This window comes from Streptomyces sp. NPDC093544, from assembly GCF_040683495.1.
Taxonomy (GTDB): Bacteria; Actinomycetota; Actinomycetes; order Streptomycetales; family Streptomycetaceae; genus Streptomyces.
Window position 1 is genome coordinate 18,688 of sequence record NZ_JBFBEA010000045.1, and the last position, 13,873, is coordinate 32,560.

Genomic DNA, 13,873 nt, shown 5'->3' on the forward strand with positions numbered 1-13,873 from the left:
GCCGATGATGTGGCAGCCGACCGCCTCCGCGGTGGCAAGGACGCCGTCCCGCTGGCTCAGCGGTTGCCGTGGCCGCCTTGATGCGCGACCACGTGGGCTCGCAGGTCCCGATGCATCTTGCAGGACCACGCGCCTGGAGTGACGTCACCCCCAGGTCCATGCCGGTGGCCGCGAGCGTCGGGACCCGCTTCGAGCGGGACCTGCTGGACGGGCGCGGAGCTGCGGGCCCGGCTGCTGGAGCTGGTCGTACGGCTCGGCATCACGGTGCGCCGCCGGGGCCAAACGGCCCGGGCCGTCACGCTCCAGCTGCTCTTCGCGGGCGACGCGCGGTGGGAGAAGAGCCGCCGTCCGGGCGCGCCGTCCGCGCTCGAGGACGACTTGCGCACGGCGGTCTTCCAGCTGCTGGATGCAGCCGGTCTCCAGCGTGGGCGCCTGCGGCGGATCGCATTGAAGGGCGAGGACGCGGTCGTCGCCGTTGCCGAGCAGCTCAGCCTCGATCCCGGCCGCGAAGCCCGGCTGGTCATGGAGGAGGCAGCCGACCGGGTCCGTGCCAAGTTCGGGTCCGAGGTGATCGGCCCGGCCCTGCGCGCCTGCTGACCGTCATGGTCGGGGCGACCAGGAGGCCGACCTGGGGTGCGGCCGCGCTCAGCCCCGACCACAGCTGGTTGTCCCATGCCGGGGAACCTTGAGCAATCCGGGCCCCTGTGACGCAGGTGAGCGGTCAGCGTTTGATGCGTCCGCGGATGGCGAGGACGGCGAGGGCGAGGAGGGTGGGTTCGAGGAGGCGGGAGGCCATCTCGATGTAGGTGCCGGAGGTGGTGAGGTTCTGCCCGGAAGAGCGGAAGATCACGGAATTGACGGCGACGCGGGTGCCTTTCTCGACGCGGGTCCAGGTCATGCGTTGGTCCCAGCCGTCTTGCAAGGCAGGGGTGGGGGTGCTGGTGTTAAGGCTGATCTTGCTGCCCTGGAGGGTTCCGGTGGTGGCGGGGTCAGGGTCGTGGGTGGGCAGACCGAAGCTGACGAGCAGCAGCACGGTCAGCGACATGGCGGCGAGCAGCCAGCCCATGGCGCGGGAGGCGCGCAGGCCGTAGCCGGAGAGCAGCCAGTATCCCCAGAGCAGTCGGCGTTCGCCTTTGGGGGTGCCTATGTGGTCGTGGCGGCGCATCTCGCATTCGCCGTAGTAGAAGTCGGCGGCGCCGGGTTCGTTCTTGCTGTCCTCGAAGGCTTTGCGGAGCTGCCGGTACAGGGCGGCGACGTCTTCGGGGTCGGGGGTGAGGGCGGGGTCGGAGTGGTGCGGGCCGGGACGCCACTGACCGGGAAGCGGTGTATCGCCGGGTGAGAGGGCGGGATGTCGGGTGGTCTGGGCACGCCAGTGGTGTTCCTCGGCGAGGGTGCGCCGACGGGTCCAGCGCGCCGGCCAGACGCCGCGGCAGTGCCAGCCGGTCGGGGCGGAGGCAAACGTGGTGCGGCCTTCCAGGCGGAGCTCATCGAGGTGGAAGGCCCCGGAGAACAGGCAGTCGGCAAGGTCGGTGTCGGTCAGGACCAGGTGCGCGGCGTCCACGCCCTGCACCGAGGTCACCCGCACCTCGGCGGTACCTGCCAGCAGGCTCTCGTCAGTCGGCGGGCCGCCGAGGTAGGCGAAGGCGGCGGGGTGGGCCGTGACGGCTACGGGGGCGGACAGTACCGCGTGGCTGAGATCCACTACCGCGTAACGCAGGCGGATGGTCGCCGTCGATTCCCACCGGGTCCGCTCACAGATGACGTGTTGCGCCGCAATCTCCATCGTCACCGGGGCCGTGAACACCGTGCGGGTCAGGAAGACCGAGCCGGCGCACACCACCGGCCCGAAAGACGATGCACCTTCGAACTGTACGAGGCTGAACCTGGCTGCGCCGGAGAACTGCGCCCCGCCGAAGTGGACGTCGCCGGAGAACTGCGCCCAGTTGAATACGCCGTCGCCGGAGAACCGCGCATGGCTGAATTCGGCGAGTTCGGAGAACTTTGCCATGCCGAAGTAGGCGTCCTCGGAGAACCGCGCCAACGCGAACCATGCGCTGGAGAAGTGCGCCCCGCCGAACCCGGCCTGCTCGGAGAACTGTGCCTCGCCGAACCCGGCGCTCGAGAACTGTGCCTCGCCGAACTCGGCGTGGCCGGAGAAGCGCGCCCCATCGAAGCTGGCGTGGCCGGAGAACTGCGCGCCGTCGAAATCGCGGGTGTCCGGGGACCATGGGTTCGTGCCGAACCACGCGTCGCTAGAGAACTGTGCGTCGCGGAACTCGGCCGTGCGGGAGAAGCGCGCCCCACTGAAGTTGGCGCGGCCGGAGAACTGCGCCTCGGTAAACAGGGCTTCGCCGAAGTGGGGGCTTCCGGTGGTGGGGTCCCGGAGAACGTCGAACAGGGCGGTGAGGAGCGGTGCGGTGAAGGAGGTTCCGCGGTGGTCGATGTCGGCGCCGGGGGTCAGGCCGGCCAGGTAGGCGGTGCGGTCGGGGTCCGCAAGATGGGCGAGACATACGGTATGGCCGGGGACGTGGATGCCGCGGCAGCCGACGGGGTCGGTGGCGGGGTCCGCGCCCTGCGCGCAGTGCGGCCAGGAAGGCGCCCAGGGTGTGCGCGCCGGTGGGGTGCTCATGAGGTGGCGGCTCCATAGGCGGTTGCGGCATCCGCGCTGTGGCGGCTGGGGTGGGTTTTCCCCACAGAAGCGGAAGAAACCGAGCCACTTACCGCACTGGGCAGGTCGCGGCACTTCGCGGTGACGAGGAGCTGCTCAGACTGCGTTGGCCCAGCCGTGCAGCCATCCGGGTCGAAGCGGGCCCGGTATTTCGTGGCCGGGGAGACGGTGGAGGCGAACCCCACCGCGGCCGCCGGGGCGCTGGCGCAGGCCCGTCGAGGAGATGAGTGACCTCGTCTTCTCCCGCATCGACGCCGAGTCCCTGCTGCCTGATGCGTGACCAGTAAGCAGCCGGGACCTGAGGTGATCAGCCATCGCTCGCGCCGTACCAGCCATCGCAGCGACGGGCCGAGCACACGGCCCTGACCCGGCTCCTGGAAACCATCGGTGACAAGCCCAACTGCGCCGTCCAGGGCGTCGGCTGCGGCATCGCCCCGGCAGGCCCCGTCTCGCTCGCTCTCGACCTTGACCGTCACCGAGGGGCCTGACCGTGACCGACGCCCGCACCAAGCGCACCCAGACCCTGAACGCCGCCAAGGCGAAGTCACAGGCCAAAACGAAGACCGCCGAGCAGGCTCTCCGCACCCTCATCAAGCGCGGCGAGCCGATCACCTTCCAAACCGTTCAACGCGAGGCGGGCGTCTCCCATGCCTTCCTCTATAACCACCCCGACCTGCGCGGACGCATTGAACGCCTGCGGTCCCAAGGCCGCCCGATTCCTGCACCGGCCGCCCTCGCCGACGCGGAAAGCACCCTCGTTCTCGCCTTGACCAGCCAGATCACACGCCTGAAGAAGCAGCACCGAGAAGAAGTACAGGCCCTGCGGGACGCATTGGAGCAGGCCCACGGCGAGAACCTCGACCTCCGACGCGAACTCGCACGCCGTGGCGGCGGGCCGACGCCGCCCCTCAGCGACGGCCCATTTGACCAGCTATCCAATCCGCGTGCTTACGGATTCGGGCCACGTCATCGGGAAAGTAGCTCTCCCAACCCTCGTCCAAGCGTATCCAGGCCACCGGCTGGCCGGCCTCCGCGACGAACGGCGTCGCCACATCAACGACCGCGGCATACGACAACCCCAACGTGACCGGCCAGTCCGGGTGAAACGAACGAACTGCGACCGCCGCCGGCTCAGACAGCAACTCCGGCCGAAGCCCCGCCTCTTCGAAGAGTTCCCGGCTCGCACCCGCTCGCGGTGTCTCTCCGGCCTCGACCTTCCCGCCCGGCGGAACCCAGCCCCGCCAACGGTGCTTCACCAACACCACCCGGGCAAGATCCTCGTCGAATACCCAGACCTCGGCCGCAAGCGGCTCCATCGGCCCCTGCCTGGCAGAGGCCAGCCACTGGCGAGCCCCGTCGAACTCCGCCACCGCCCGCTGGGAGTCAACTACTGCCGCCTCGAAGACCCGCTCGTCGACCACGTTCCGAATCATCGGGACAAGATATGGGGACGCACTGACATCGCAGCTCTGTCACTTCAATCTCATGAACGTCACACACTGCGGTGACATGCCGAACCTCACGGCAAACCGTTGCTAGCGCCTGGCACAGGGAAAAGTCACTTCACCGAAGGGCTCGCCCAGGCCGCGATCGAGAACGACCTGCGGTTGTCCTGGTTCACCCTGGAGACGCTGAGCGCCACGATCGGCAAGTCGAAGGTCGACGGGTCCACCGCACGAACCGTCGCCCGGATCTGCCGCGCGGACCTCATCGTCATCGACGACATCGGCCTGCTGCCCGTCGGCGAGGACGCCGCGGAGGCGTTCTACCGGATCATCAATGCCGCCTATGAGCGCCGGTCCATTGCTGTGACCAGCAGCATCCACCCCTCGGGCTTCGACACGATCATGCCGAAGACTCTCGCGGGCGGGAGCACCGATCGCCCCATGCATCACGCTCACCTCGTGACCACCTCCGGCGACTCGCGTCGCCTCGCCGAGGCCCTCGCCGGGAAGGGAGTGGTCCCCTTGACCTGACCCCCACCCCCAGGAACACCACTGGTCACATGCTGGGTTTCTGATGGCCACCAGCCTGGACACCCAGCGGCCACCCACCTGGGCATCTCAATGGCCGTTGACAGTTGTCTACGGAGCAGCCTGCGCTGGTGTCGGTGCTGCGGTTCGCGGAGAGCCTGTCCGGCCGGGGGGCGGTAGCCGAGATGCGGGCCGGGATCGACTGTCACCGAACTCGTACAACGGCGTTCGCGCGCTACGGTCCGCTCGCGCCACCTCGACCTCGGCGCGTCAAGAGCCGGCGTTCTGTTGCACCGCGCCGATCGTCAGGTCGGTGAGCCGGTCGAGGTACTGGTCGTTCACCGGCCGGGCGTGGGTGAGGCGCCAAAAAACCGGGGCGATGGTCAGGTCCAGGACCAGGTCGACGTCGTCGGCGGCCAGCTCGCCCCGGTCGCACGCCCGGTGCAGCGCGGCGCGAGCCCACGTCACGCGCGGACCCGTGACATGCTCCGCCACCGCCTCGGCGAGAACGGGGTTGCGGTCGGACTCGGCGATCAGGTCGGGCAGCACGGCCCGGATGCGCGGGTCGCTGAGCCAGTCGAAGGCGGCCTGCATCAACGCCCGTACGTCACCGCGCAGGGACCCGGTGTCCGGTGCGGGGCCGATCGGGGTGCTGAGCTCGACCAGCCCGTTGACGATCATCTCCAGCTTGGACGGCCAACGCCGGTAGATCGCGCTCTTGCCGACATCGGCGCGCTTTGCCACGCCGTCGATCGTCAGGCGCGCATAGCCCGACTCCACCAGTAGGTCGATGGCCGCCTCGGTGAGGACATCGGTGACCGCCTGATTGAAAACGGCATTGCCCGTCGGGGGGCGTCTGGGCTTCGTCATGCATTCATCCTAGCGCAGGACGGGACGGTATCGTCCCGGCCGTGCTACGGTCCGGTGGAACGGACGGGACGGTATCGTCCCGGCCGGATGGAAATGGGGAGGACCAGCTCATGGGGACTGTTCTTGTCACAGGCGGGACCGGGACCACCGGCCGTCGAGTCGCTGCCTTCCTGCGCACTCGGGGCGTAGCGGTGCGGACGGCCAGCCGACACCCGGTGGCCGGCGACGACCGGCATGTGATGTTCGACTGGGCGGACCCGGGCACCTTCGCCGCGGCCGTGGACGGCGTGGACCGGGTGTTCCTGGTGGCCCCGCTCAGTGACTCCGACCCGGCCGCAGCCGTCGGTGGCTTCCTCGACGTGGCCGTCGCCGCCGGCACTCGACGGGCGGTGCTGCTCAGCGCGTCCGCGGTCACCGACGCGCCGTCGGGACTGGGCGCCCTGCCGCCGCTGGTGCGAGCCCGTGTCCCGGAGGCGGCGGTACTACGGCCCTCCTGGTTCATGCAGAACTTCGTCGGGAGCCACCCCGTGGCGGTCGGCATCCGGGAACGCGGCCGGATCACCACCGCCACCGGTCGCGGGCGGGTGGCCTTCATCGACCCCGACGACATCGCCGCCGTCGCCGGTCAGCTGTTGCGGGGGGAGCCGATCCCCGATGGCGAGCTGATCCTGACCGGCCCGCAGGCCCTCAGCTATGACGAGGCCGCCGCCGTGGTCAGTGCGGTCACCGGCACCCCGGTGCACCACACCTCGATCACGGTCGAGGAGCTGACCGCGGCGATCGAGGCGAGCGGAGTGCCCCACGACTACGCCCGGGTGCTCGCCGAAATGGACGTAGAGATCGCGGGAGGCAGCGAGGAGCGGATCACCACGACCGTGCAGGACGTGACCGGCCGGGCGCCTCGGTCGTTCCGCGACTTCCTGATCGACGCCCACCGGACCCACTCGGCCCACCTGGCGCAGGCGGTGGCCTGATGCGCCCCGTGCTGTTCGCCGACGACCGGCAGTTCTGGTTCGAGACGCTGCGGATTCTCGGACACGCCGCCTACGGCGGATCCGACATCGGCGAGGTGCTGATCAGCGCCGAGGCGATCACCTCCGGCGATTACGACAGCTGGCACGACGCGTGGCTAGCAACCGCCGACCGGGTCGGCGCCCAGGCCGAGGCCGGCCTGGCCGCAGGACACCGGGTCAGCGCCCGTGACGGTATGCTTCGCGCGGCGACGTACTACAGCACCGCCGAGTTCTTCCTCCACGGCGACCCAGACGACCCTCGGATCAACGAAGCCTACGAGCGCGGCGCCGCCTGCTTCGCGACGGCGGCGAGCCTGTACCGGCCCGCGATCGAGCCGGTGCGGATCCCGTATGAGGGGACCGTGCTGGAGGGCTGGTTCTACCGCCCCTCCCTCGACGGGGCCCCGCGCCCCACGCTGGTCATGCACAACGGCTTCGACGGAAGCGCCGAAGAGCTGCACTACCTGGGCGGACTGGCCGCCCTCGACCGCGGGTACAACGCGCTGTCCTTCGACGGGCCCGGGCAGCCCAGCGCGATCCACCGCCGCGGCCTGGTGCTGCGCCCCGACTGGGAGCACGTGGTCGGCCCGGTCCTGGACCACCTCGAGACCCTTCCCGGCGTCGACCACGACCGGGTCGCGCTGATGGGCGTCAGCCTGGGCGGGATGCTCGCCCCACGGGCCGCCGCATATGAGCCGCGCCTGGCCGCCGTGGTCGTCGTCGACGGTGTGTACGACGCCGCCGAGGCACTGACCGGACTGCTGCCCCTGCCCCGCGCGGAGGTCGAGCGACGCGCCCGCGCCGATCACGACCCGGCCTTCGACGACCTGCTCGAGCGCGCCGCGGGGGACAGCCCCACCCTGCGGTGGGCGTTCGGTCACGGCCGCTACGCCACCGGCAGCGCCACCTCGCGGGAGTTCCTCGCCCGCTACCTGGACTACCACCTGCGCGACGGGGTCGCCGAGCGCATCAGTTGCCCGGTGCTGGTCTGCTCGGCGGGCGACGACCTGTTCTTCGCCGGTGACGGGACGACGAAGCCCCAGCCCCAGGAGCTCTACGACCACCTCACCGCCCCCGCGCACCTGCAGCACTTCACCGCCGCCGAAGGCGCCGACGCCCACGGTCACGCCGGCGCCGAACGTCTGGCCATGGCCCGCGTCTTCGACTGGCTCGACACCACCCTGAGCCACGCCGACGACAGCCGGTACGACCACACCACCCGAGCCCGGCACCTTATGGAGATCTCATGAACCTGCAGGAAATCAGCGACCGGTTCGAGATACAGGACGTCGTCCACCAGCTTGTCCGGGGCTTCGACCGCCGCGACTGGCACACCGTCGAGCACCTGCTCGCCGACACCGTCGTCTCGGACTACACCGCGATGCTGGGTGGTGAACCGCAGTCGCGCACCGCCGCGGAGCAGACCCGGCACTACCAGGAGCAGCTCGACCCCCTGGACGCGACGATGCACGCGGCCACGACGCTGCTGGTCGACCTCGACGGCGATCGCGCCACGGCAAGTGTCAACATCCTCACGTGGCTGCGCCGCGAAGCCGCCCACGACGGCCCGTTGTGGTCCAACGGTGCCGCCGGGGAGATCGAGCTGATGCGCACCGAGGGCCGCTGGCGCATCGCCCGGATCACCGTGCGACCTGCCTGGGCCGAGGGCAATCGAGGCGTCCTCGACCCCACCCACTGAACCAGACCGACCGGCCCCGCACGCACGTCCAACACGTCCGTCCTGCACTCAAGGAGTGACATGACCATCGCAATCGACGTCCACGCGGCCGTCGCCCCTTCCGGCCGAGCAGACCGCATCGGCCGCGGACTCGCGGCCTTCGCCGCACTCGCGACGGTCGGCGCTTTCGCCGACGGAATCATCAGGATGACCAACGCGGCCGATGACCGCCTCTGGGTCGAGGCCTGGCGAACCATCACCTACGCCTTTTTCATCGGACTCTTCGCCCTACTCGCGGCCAGGCCTCGCCAAGCGGCAGGCGTTTGGGAGCTGGCGCTCGCCGGCAAGACCGCCCTCGTCGTGTTCGCTGTGGCAGTCGGTGACATTCCCGAGGCACGGTTGGCCGGCATGGTCGACTTCGCCCTCGTCGTGATCGTCGCTCTGGCCTACGTACTGTCCCGCGGTTGGCAGGCCTGGCAACCAGGCACCACCGACCCGACCCGACGGGGCACGGCCGTTGCCTCCCGAGCGCGGACGTCGCCGCCAGGGCCAGGCCTTCAGCCCCCGGTCCCCGGATAGGTCCAGAGGCTCAAAAGGTGCTGTCCATGTGCCGGTGGGACCGGACTGTGTCAGTCCGGTCCCACCGGCACATGCTGGAAGGTCGATCGGAGTGCCCCTGCTGGTGAAGTCGGCCCGGGGCGCGGTTCCGGTCTCTTGACTGGCCTGCCTGTTTCCTGGAAGCACTTCTCGGGCCGACTTCACCAGGGGTTGTCCTGTGCCTATGCCGCCGAGCGGGCCGTCACCAACTACCTGGACCTCAGATGCCTTGTAAAGGCGACTCGGCCAGCCTGACAGGCGTCACCAACGGACAGCTGACGTTGACGGAAGGGCGGGCAGCGCCTCCGGGAGAGCGTGGTGGGGACTCCTTTGAGGAGCGGGCTTGCGCAGTGGTTCCCGCTCGGTACCGGAGAGGCGGGCTCTGGGTGTCATGGACCCCGAGCGGTCGTTCCCGCGTCGGCCCTCCATGCCACTGTCTACCTGTCCTTGTTGTTTCCCCAATCTGCGTCAACCGGGCGGGTAGCATTTAGACTGGGGCGAGGGGGAACCGTGCTTGAACTCACCGAAATGATCCGCGAGTTGCGCCGGGAGCTGATCGCCGCGATGGCCGATGGATCCGCGCAGCCGATGCGCTTCGAGCTTGGACCTGTTGAGGTCGAAGCGACCGTGGCTGTGTCCCGCGAGGCTGGTGGCAGTGGCAAGGTGCGGTTCTGGGTCGTTGAGGCCGGAGCGGACGGAAAGCACGGGCAAACGACTACGCACCGGATCACCCTGACCCTCCAGCCCAGAGCCGTGGGTGTCGACGGAACCACGCGCACAGCACTGATCTCCGGTGACGAGGTCGCCGGAGAGCGGTAAGGGCATGCCACCCGCGCCGGACGGCCTCCGGGTCGAGTTCGCGGCCGAAGTCATCGTGGAACTGCCGGGTGGCGGCCGACGACGTGGTTCCGGTTACCTCATCGCGCGTCAGAAGGTTCTGACCGCGCGGCATCTGGTGGCGGACGCGGTAGCTGTACGGGTTCGCTTCAACGCGGACCGGCCGGGCGAGATGGGCTCGACATCTGCGGTGGTTTGGGCGCATGCGGGAATCGACATCGCAGTACTGGCCGTGCCCGGGGCACCCCCGGCCGTCCCCGCCGAGTTCGGCAGGGCCGGTGAGCGGGACGCAGTCATCCACGGCAGCGCAGTCGGCTTCCCCGCCTTCAAGATGCGTACTGCTCCCGACGGCTCACGGTACCGAGACGCGGAGCACGTCCATGCCACCTGCGCGGTGCTGTCCAACCGTCGCGAGGGCACTCTCGACCTGTCGGTCCTTCCACCCGCCTCGGTGACGGAGGGCTCCCCGTGGTCGGGGATGTCTGGAGCCGCCGTGCACAGCCGTGGACGCATCATCGGCGTGATCGCCGAGCACCATCTGTCCGACGGCCCGGGGCGGCTCGCGGCGAGTCGGGTGGACAGGTGGGCGGAACAGCTGACCGACAGCGATCTCGTCGCACTCGAGATAGTGCTGGGCGTCGGTCTACGACCCCAGGACCTCGAGGACGTGATACCTCCGAATCGCCATGAGCTGGCTCTTACCGCGTTCACGGCACACCTGCAGGACCTCGCGCCGGACGAACTCCTTGACCGGCAGCCGGAGCTGGAGAATCTGATCGCCTTTTGCGCGGGGCCCGATCCCTACCTGTGGATCCAGGGTGCCCCCTGGTCAGGCAAGACCGCTTTGGCGTCGTGGCTCTCGCTGCATCCGCCGCACGGAATCGTGCCGGTGTGGTTTTTCATCACCAACCGTCTCGCGGGCAACGCGGAAAGCCCCGCATACGTCGAATCCCTCATCCAGCAGTGCGCCGCGCTGGCCCGTCGAGACCCTATCGACAGCACCGCGCCGGCAGCCCGGGCAGGGGAGTTGCGGCTGCTCCTGGCGGAAGCGGTGAAACGCGTAGCGGCGGACGGCACCACGCTCCTGCTGATCGTGGACGGGCTCGACGAGGACAGGTCGTCGGGGCCGAGCATTGCCTCCCTTCTGCCGAGCACTCCGCCGGCCAATATGCGGGTGCTGGTGACCAGTCGGTCCCATCCCGGCCTCCCCGCGGACGTCGACGCCGACCACCCGCTGCAGGGCTGTCCGGTGCTGCGCCTCGAGCCGTCAGCGGCTGCACGGAACACACAGCACGAGGCGGTCCGGGAGATGGACGAGGCGCTGCGGGGTGACGAGCTGACCCGCGACCTCATCGGCCTGGTCGCAGCCGCCCGTGGCAGCCTGACTGTCCGAGACCTGCAGGAACTCACCGGGCGACGGCCGTTCGAACTCGAGCAGCGGCTCGGAGGCCCACTCGGCCGGATCTTGCGCTCGAGCGGAAGCGCCGCAGAGGCGCTGGCCGCCCTGCCACAGGACAGCCCGCCCGCCACCCGGAGGGAGCGCGGATACCTCTTCGCCCACGACACACTGCTCGCGGCAGCTGGCAAAGCACTCGGGTACGGCATCGACGACTACCAGGCTCGCATCAAGACTTGGGCCGCCGACTACGCGGAAGCCGGCTGGCCTCCGGGTACTCCGGACTATCTGCTCTCGAGCTATGCCCAGCAGATCACCTCTCTGGGAGATCCCGAAGGCGCGGTGCAACTGGCGACCGACGCCCGGCGCATCGAGCGCATCGCCGAGAGCATCGGCATCGCCCCGGTGCTCGCCGAGAACATCTCGGTCGAGGCGGCCACTGACAACGAGGTGCACCGGAGCGCCCTCGCCAGGGCGCGGGAGCGGATCACCGAGCTGACCATCCACGGCGTTGACGACAGTTCACCGGAACGCATGCTGAACGACTCGCGTGTCGAACTCGTCGCGGGCGACCGCATGGCCGGCATCTACCGCAGGTCCGGAGCGCGGGAGAACTCCGGCGAGCCCATTTCCGAGGCGTACTCCTGGTCGAACCTGGCCTTGAGCAACGCGGCCCGGGCGTTGTGGCTGCTGTTCTTGCCGTTCATGGCGGTCAACCTCGCTCACTGGGCCAAGCCGGACGGCGCTCGACGGCACCGAGCCCAACAGGCGTACGACGTCCTCGTGCGACTCCTTGCGCTCGCCCTGTCCGTACTGTTGGTCGCCCTCCTCTGCGAGGTGGCACTTGACCTCGTGGCGTGGCAGTGCGCCGGCACCAGGCAGTGCGTGGAGGACAACGAGTGGCTGGCCTTCGTGAGCCCGCTCGAGGACAGTTGGTGGTCCCAGCCGGGCCGCCGCTTGACGGTGGCCGCCGTTGGGGCAGCCAGCGTGCTCCTGGCCGTCTGGGCGCTGTCCCACCGGACGCACGAGCCGGCCTCCCCTCCGCCGGCACGGCACGCGGAGGAGGAGTACGGGTATGGCGCCCGGGCGTCCAAGCTGGCCCTGCCGGGCTTCTGGTATGGGCGGCGGCGCGCGCTGCACCTGCGCGCGACCCACTTCGCGGCGGGCCTCCTTACCATCGTCGGCGTTCTGGTTGCGGCGGGCTTGGACCACGACCGCCAACCGGTCGGCGACGCGACGCTGAGGACGGCGGGTTGGATCCTGACCGCCCTGGTGGCGGTCGCCTGGAGTGTCGTGCTCGTGGCCGCGTGCCAGGGCGGCGGCAGCGAGGCTCGGGTGGACGTACGGCGCGGCTCGCCGCTGGTACGGCTCCTGCCCGCCGCCGCGGTGACTCTGTTCGTCCTCGCTCTCGTGTACATCGGCTGGTCCCGGCCGGGCTGGCAGTCTGTCGGGCGCGTTCCCGGCGCCGAAGACCTCGTCCACCTGACAGTGGTGCCGTGGCTTCTCGTGGTCGCGCTCGCCGTCACTGCCTGGCTGCTCCAACGCTCTGCCAGCGGTGCGCTCCCGGCGCTTGGGGGACAGGCGGGCCCCGCGTTCGCGGCGGTCGCCTGCGGGCTGGCGGTGGGTTTCACCGCCAGTGTGGCTGAACGGTTCGGCGACTGGTTGGACGGGGGCGGCGCCGCGGGGGAGCAGGGATCCATGGTCGACGGGCCACCCGTCGTGCTTGCTTGGAACGCGGCAGTGATCCCCCTCGTCGTCCTGGTCGTGGCGGCGCTGGCCATGCTGGCGGCGAGCCGACAATGGCGGCTCATTCGGCACATGGCCTACATGGTGACGGTTCTGTTCCCCGAGTACCCCAACGAACTACCAGGCCACGGAGGGCATCACGACGCGGCGCGCACCCGGGCCATCGCTGTCGCGATGACCCGGGCGAAACTCACCGACTCCGCCCCGGCGGTCCTCGGCACAGTGGCCCTGGCAGTCCTGGCCCTCAGTGCCACGGCCACCTTCGGCGCGCTGCTGACGGACCAAGTCCCAAGCCACGCCGCGCTCGCCGCCTCCGCCCCGCTGCCCCAGCTGGCGGAGATGGGCCAGGTACTCGGACCCTGGCTCGCGGGCACTGCCCTCTTCCTGCTGCTGGCGTCAGGCTGGCGCGCCTATCGGAACCCCGCGGCGCGGCGCACGATAGGGATCCTCTGGGACATCGGCACCTTCTGGCCCCGGGCAGCCCACCCGCTCGCCCCTCCCTCCTACGCCGAAAGAGCGATCTCCGACCTCACCTGGCGGATGACCACGTCCCTGCGCAGAGTAGGCGGTCGGTTGGTCGTCTCCAGCCAAGGCCAGGGGAGCGTCCTGGCCGCCGCCGCCATGTGGCAACTCCCCCCCACCGACCGCCACCGCATCCTGCTCCTCACCTGCGGCTCGCCCCTCGGCAGGCTCTACGGCCGATGGTTCCCCGCCTACTTCGGCCCGAGGCACCTACAGTCGCTCCACCGCGATCTGCACGCCTGGCGCAACGGATGGCGGCTGACCGACCCGATCGGCGGCCCCGTCTCCCTTTGGCCCGGGCAAGGGCCGGAAGTGGACTTCGGCCCCCTGAAGGACCCCCTGCGCTACGGCCGCACTGCCCACGACCCCCTGCCGGCGCCGATCCTTGGACACATGGACTACCAGCGGGACCCGCGCGTCCAAGAGGAACTGTCCCTGCTCCACTCCCGGATCGACGTAGTCCCACCGTCCGTTCACGGCTGATCCGCACTGCCGGTTGTGCCCGCCCACGTGCAGGCAAGATGTGCGGGCTTCCGCGGGGCCCATTGCTTGAGAGGTCGTTCTTTTCCGAAT

General features: G+C 69.8%; 11 protein-coding genes and 1 pseudogene. 9 read left to right on the top strand and 3 right to left on the bottom strand.

All coding sequences use genetic code 11. From position 1 onward, the window contains the following. The first annotated feature begins 138 nt into the window (after nucleotides 1-138). Nucleotides 139-597 carry a hypothetical protein gene (locus AB0N66_RS39805; protein WP_365444942.1) on the top strand — a complete coding sequence of 153 codons (459 nt, stop codon included), beginning with the start codon at nucleotides 139-141 and terminating at the stop codon, nucleotides 595-597. Between the two features lie 124 nt (nucleotides 598-721). On the opposite strand, the gene AB0N66_RS39810 is transcribed toward AB0N66_RS39805, so the two are convergent. Continuing rightward, the gene (locus AB0N66_RS39810; RefSeq protein ID WP_365444945.1) at nucleotides 722-2,629 is read right to left on the bottom strand and encodes a pentapeptide repeat-containing protein; all 1,908 of its coding nucleotides are present in this window, start codon (nucleotides 2,627-2,629) and stop codon (nucleotides 722-724) included. Nucleotides 2,630-3,158: 529 nt separating this feature from the next. Between AB0N66_RS39810 and AB0N66_RS39815 the strand changes: the two are divergent. Continuing rightward, nucleotides 3,159-3,413, top strand: a pseudogene (locus AB0N66_RS39815) (DUF6262 family protein); the annotation flags it as partial. A gap of 163 nt (nucleotides 3,414-3,576) precedes the next feature. On the opposite strand, the gene AB0N66_RS39820 reads toward AB0N66_RS39815, so the two are convergent. Further along, nucleotides 3,577-4,101, bottom strand: coding sequence for an NUDIX domain-containing protein (locus AB0N66_RS39820; protein WP_365444948.1), 525 nt, complete (start codon nucleotides 4,099-4,101; stop codon nucleotides 3,577-3,579). A 99-nt stretch (nucleotides 4,102-4,200) separates the two neighbouring features. Here AB0N66_RS39820 and AB0N66_RS39825 point away from each other — a divergent pair, with 99 nt between their 5' ends. After that, the gene (locus AB0N66_RS39825; RefSeq protein ID WP_365444951.1) at nucleotides 4,201-4,644 is read left to right on the top strand and encodes an ATP-binding protein; all 444 of its coding nucleotides are present in this window, start codon (nucleotides 4,201-4,203) and stop codon (nucleotides 4,642-4,644) included. A gap of 267 nt (nucleotides 4,645-4,911) precedes the next feature. Here AB0N66_RS39825 and AB0N66_RS39830 read toward each other — a convergent pair whose 3' ends face one another. After that, nucleotides 4,912-5,511 (bottom strand): TetR/AcrR family transcriptional regulator, encoded by a 600-nt coding sequence (locus AB0N66_RS39830; RefSeq protein WP_365444954.1) that lies wholly within the window; start codon nucleotides 5,509-5,511, stop codon nucleotides 4,912-4,914. Nucleotides 5,512-5,621: 110 nt separating this feature from the next. Here AB0N66_RS39830 and AB0N66_RS39835 point away from each other — a divergent pair, with 110 nt between their 5' ends. The 6 genes from AB0N66_RS39835 (at nucleotide 5,622) to AB0N66_RS39860 (ending at nucleotide 13,783) form a co-directional block, all read left to right on the top strand. Continuing rightward, nucleotides 5,622-6,485 (top strand): NAD(P)H-binding protein, encoded by an 864-nt coding sequence (locus AB0N66_RS39835; RefSeq protein ID WP_365444957.1) that lies wholly within the window; start codon nucleotides 5,622-5,624, stop codon nucleotides 6,483-6,485. Further along, nucleotides 6,485-7,774, top strand: coding sequence for an alpha/beta hydrolase (locus tag AB0N66_RS39840; protein WP_365444960.1), 1,290 nt, complete (start codon nucleotides 6,485-6,487; stop codon nucleotides 7,772-7,774). The genes AB0N66_RS39835 and AB0N66_RS39840 overlap by 1 nt, the downstream gene beginning before the upstream one ends. Beyond that, nucleotides 7,771-8,223 (top strand): nuclear transport factor 2 family protein, encoded by a 453-nt coding sequence (locus AB0N66_RS39845; protein WP_365444963.1) that lies wholly within the window; start codon nucleotides 7,771-7,773, stop codon nucleotides 8,221-8,223. The genes AB0N66_RS39840 and AB0N66_RS39845 overlap by 4 nt, the downstream gene beginning before the upstream one ends. Before the next feature lie 60 nt (nucleotides 8,224-8,283). Then, nucleotides 8,284-8,781: a hypothetical protein gene (locus tag AB0N66_RS39850; RefSeq protein ID WP_365444966.1), complete on the top strand. Its 498-nt coding sequence runs from the start codon at nucleotides 8,284-8,286 to the stop codon at nucleotides 8,779-8,781. Between the two features lie 528 nt (nucleotides 8,782-9,309). Then, entirely contained in the window at nucleotides 9,310-9,618 is a 309-nt protein-coding gene (locus tag AB0N66_RS39855; protein WP_365444969.1) for a trypco2 family protein, read from the top strand. A gap of 4 nt (nucleotides 9,619-9,622) precedes the next feature. Next, nucleotides 9,623-13,783 carry a trypsin-like peptidase domain-containing protein gene (locus AB0N66_RS39860; protein ID WP_365444972.1) on the top strand — a complete coding sequence of 1,387 codons (4,161 nt, stop codon included), beginning with the start codon at nucleotides 9,623-9,625 and terminating at the stop codon, nucleotides 13,781-13,783. Nucleotides 13,784-13,873: the final 90 nt, after the last annotated feature.

Excerpts from the sequence above, each read along its gene's own strand:
- AB0N66_RS39850 (WP_365444966.1), top strand. The coding sequence starts at position 8,284 with ATGACCATCGCAATCGACGTCCACGCGGCCGTCGCCCCTTCCGGCCGA.
- AB0N66_RS39810 (WP_365444945.1), bottom strand. The coding sequence starts at position 2,629 with ATGAGCACCCCACCGGCGCGCACACCCTGGGCGCCTTCCTGGCCGCAC.
- AB0N66_RS39820 (WP_365444948.1), bottom strand. The coding sequence starts at position 4,101 with ATGATTCGGAACGTGGTCGACGAGCGGGTCTTCGAGGCGGCAGTAGTT.
- AB0N66_RS39830 (WP_365444954.1), bottom strand. The coding sequence starts at position 5,511 with ATGACGAAGCCCAGACGCCCCCCGACGGGCAATGCCGTTTTCAATCAG.
- AB0N66_RS39840 (WP_365444960.1), top strand. The coding sequence starts at position 6,485 with ATGCGCCCCGTGCTGTTCGCCGACGACCGGCAGTTCTGGTTCGAGACG.
- AB0N66_RS39845 (WP_365444963.1), top strand. The coding sequence starts at position 7,771 with ATGAACCTGCAGGAAATCAGCGACCGGTTCGAGATACAGGACGTCGTC.
- AB0N66_RS39835 (WP_365444957.1), top strand. The coding sequence starts at position 5,622 with ATGGGGACTGTTCTTGTCACAGGCGGGACCGGGACCACCGGCCGTCGA.
- AB0N66_RS39860 (WP_365444972.1), top strand. The coding sequence starts at position 9,623 with ATGCCACCCGCGCCGGACGGCCTCCGGGTCGAGTTCGCGGCCGAAGTC.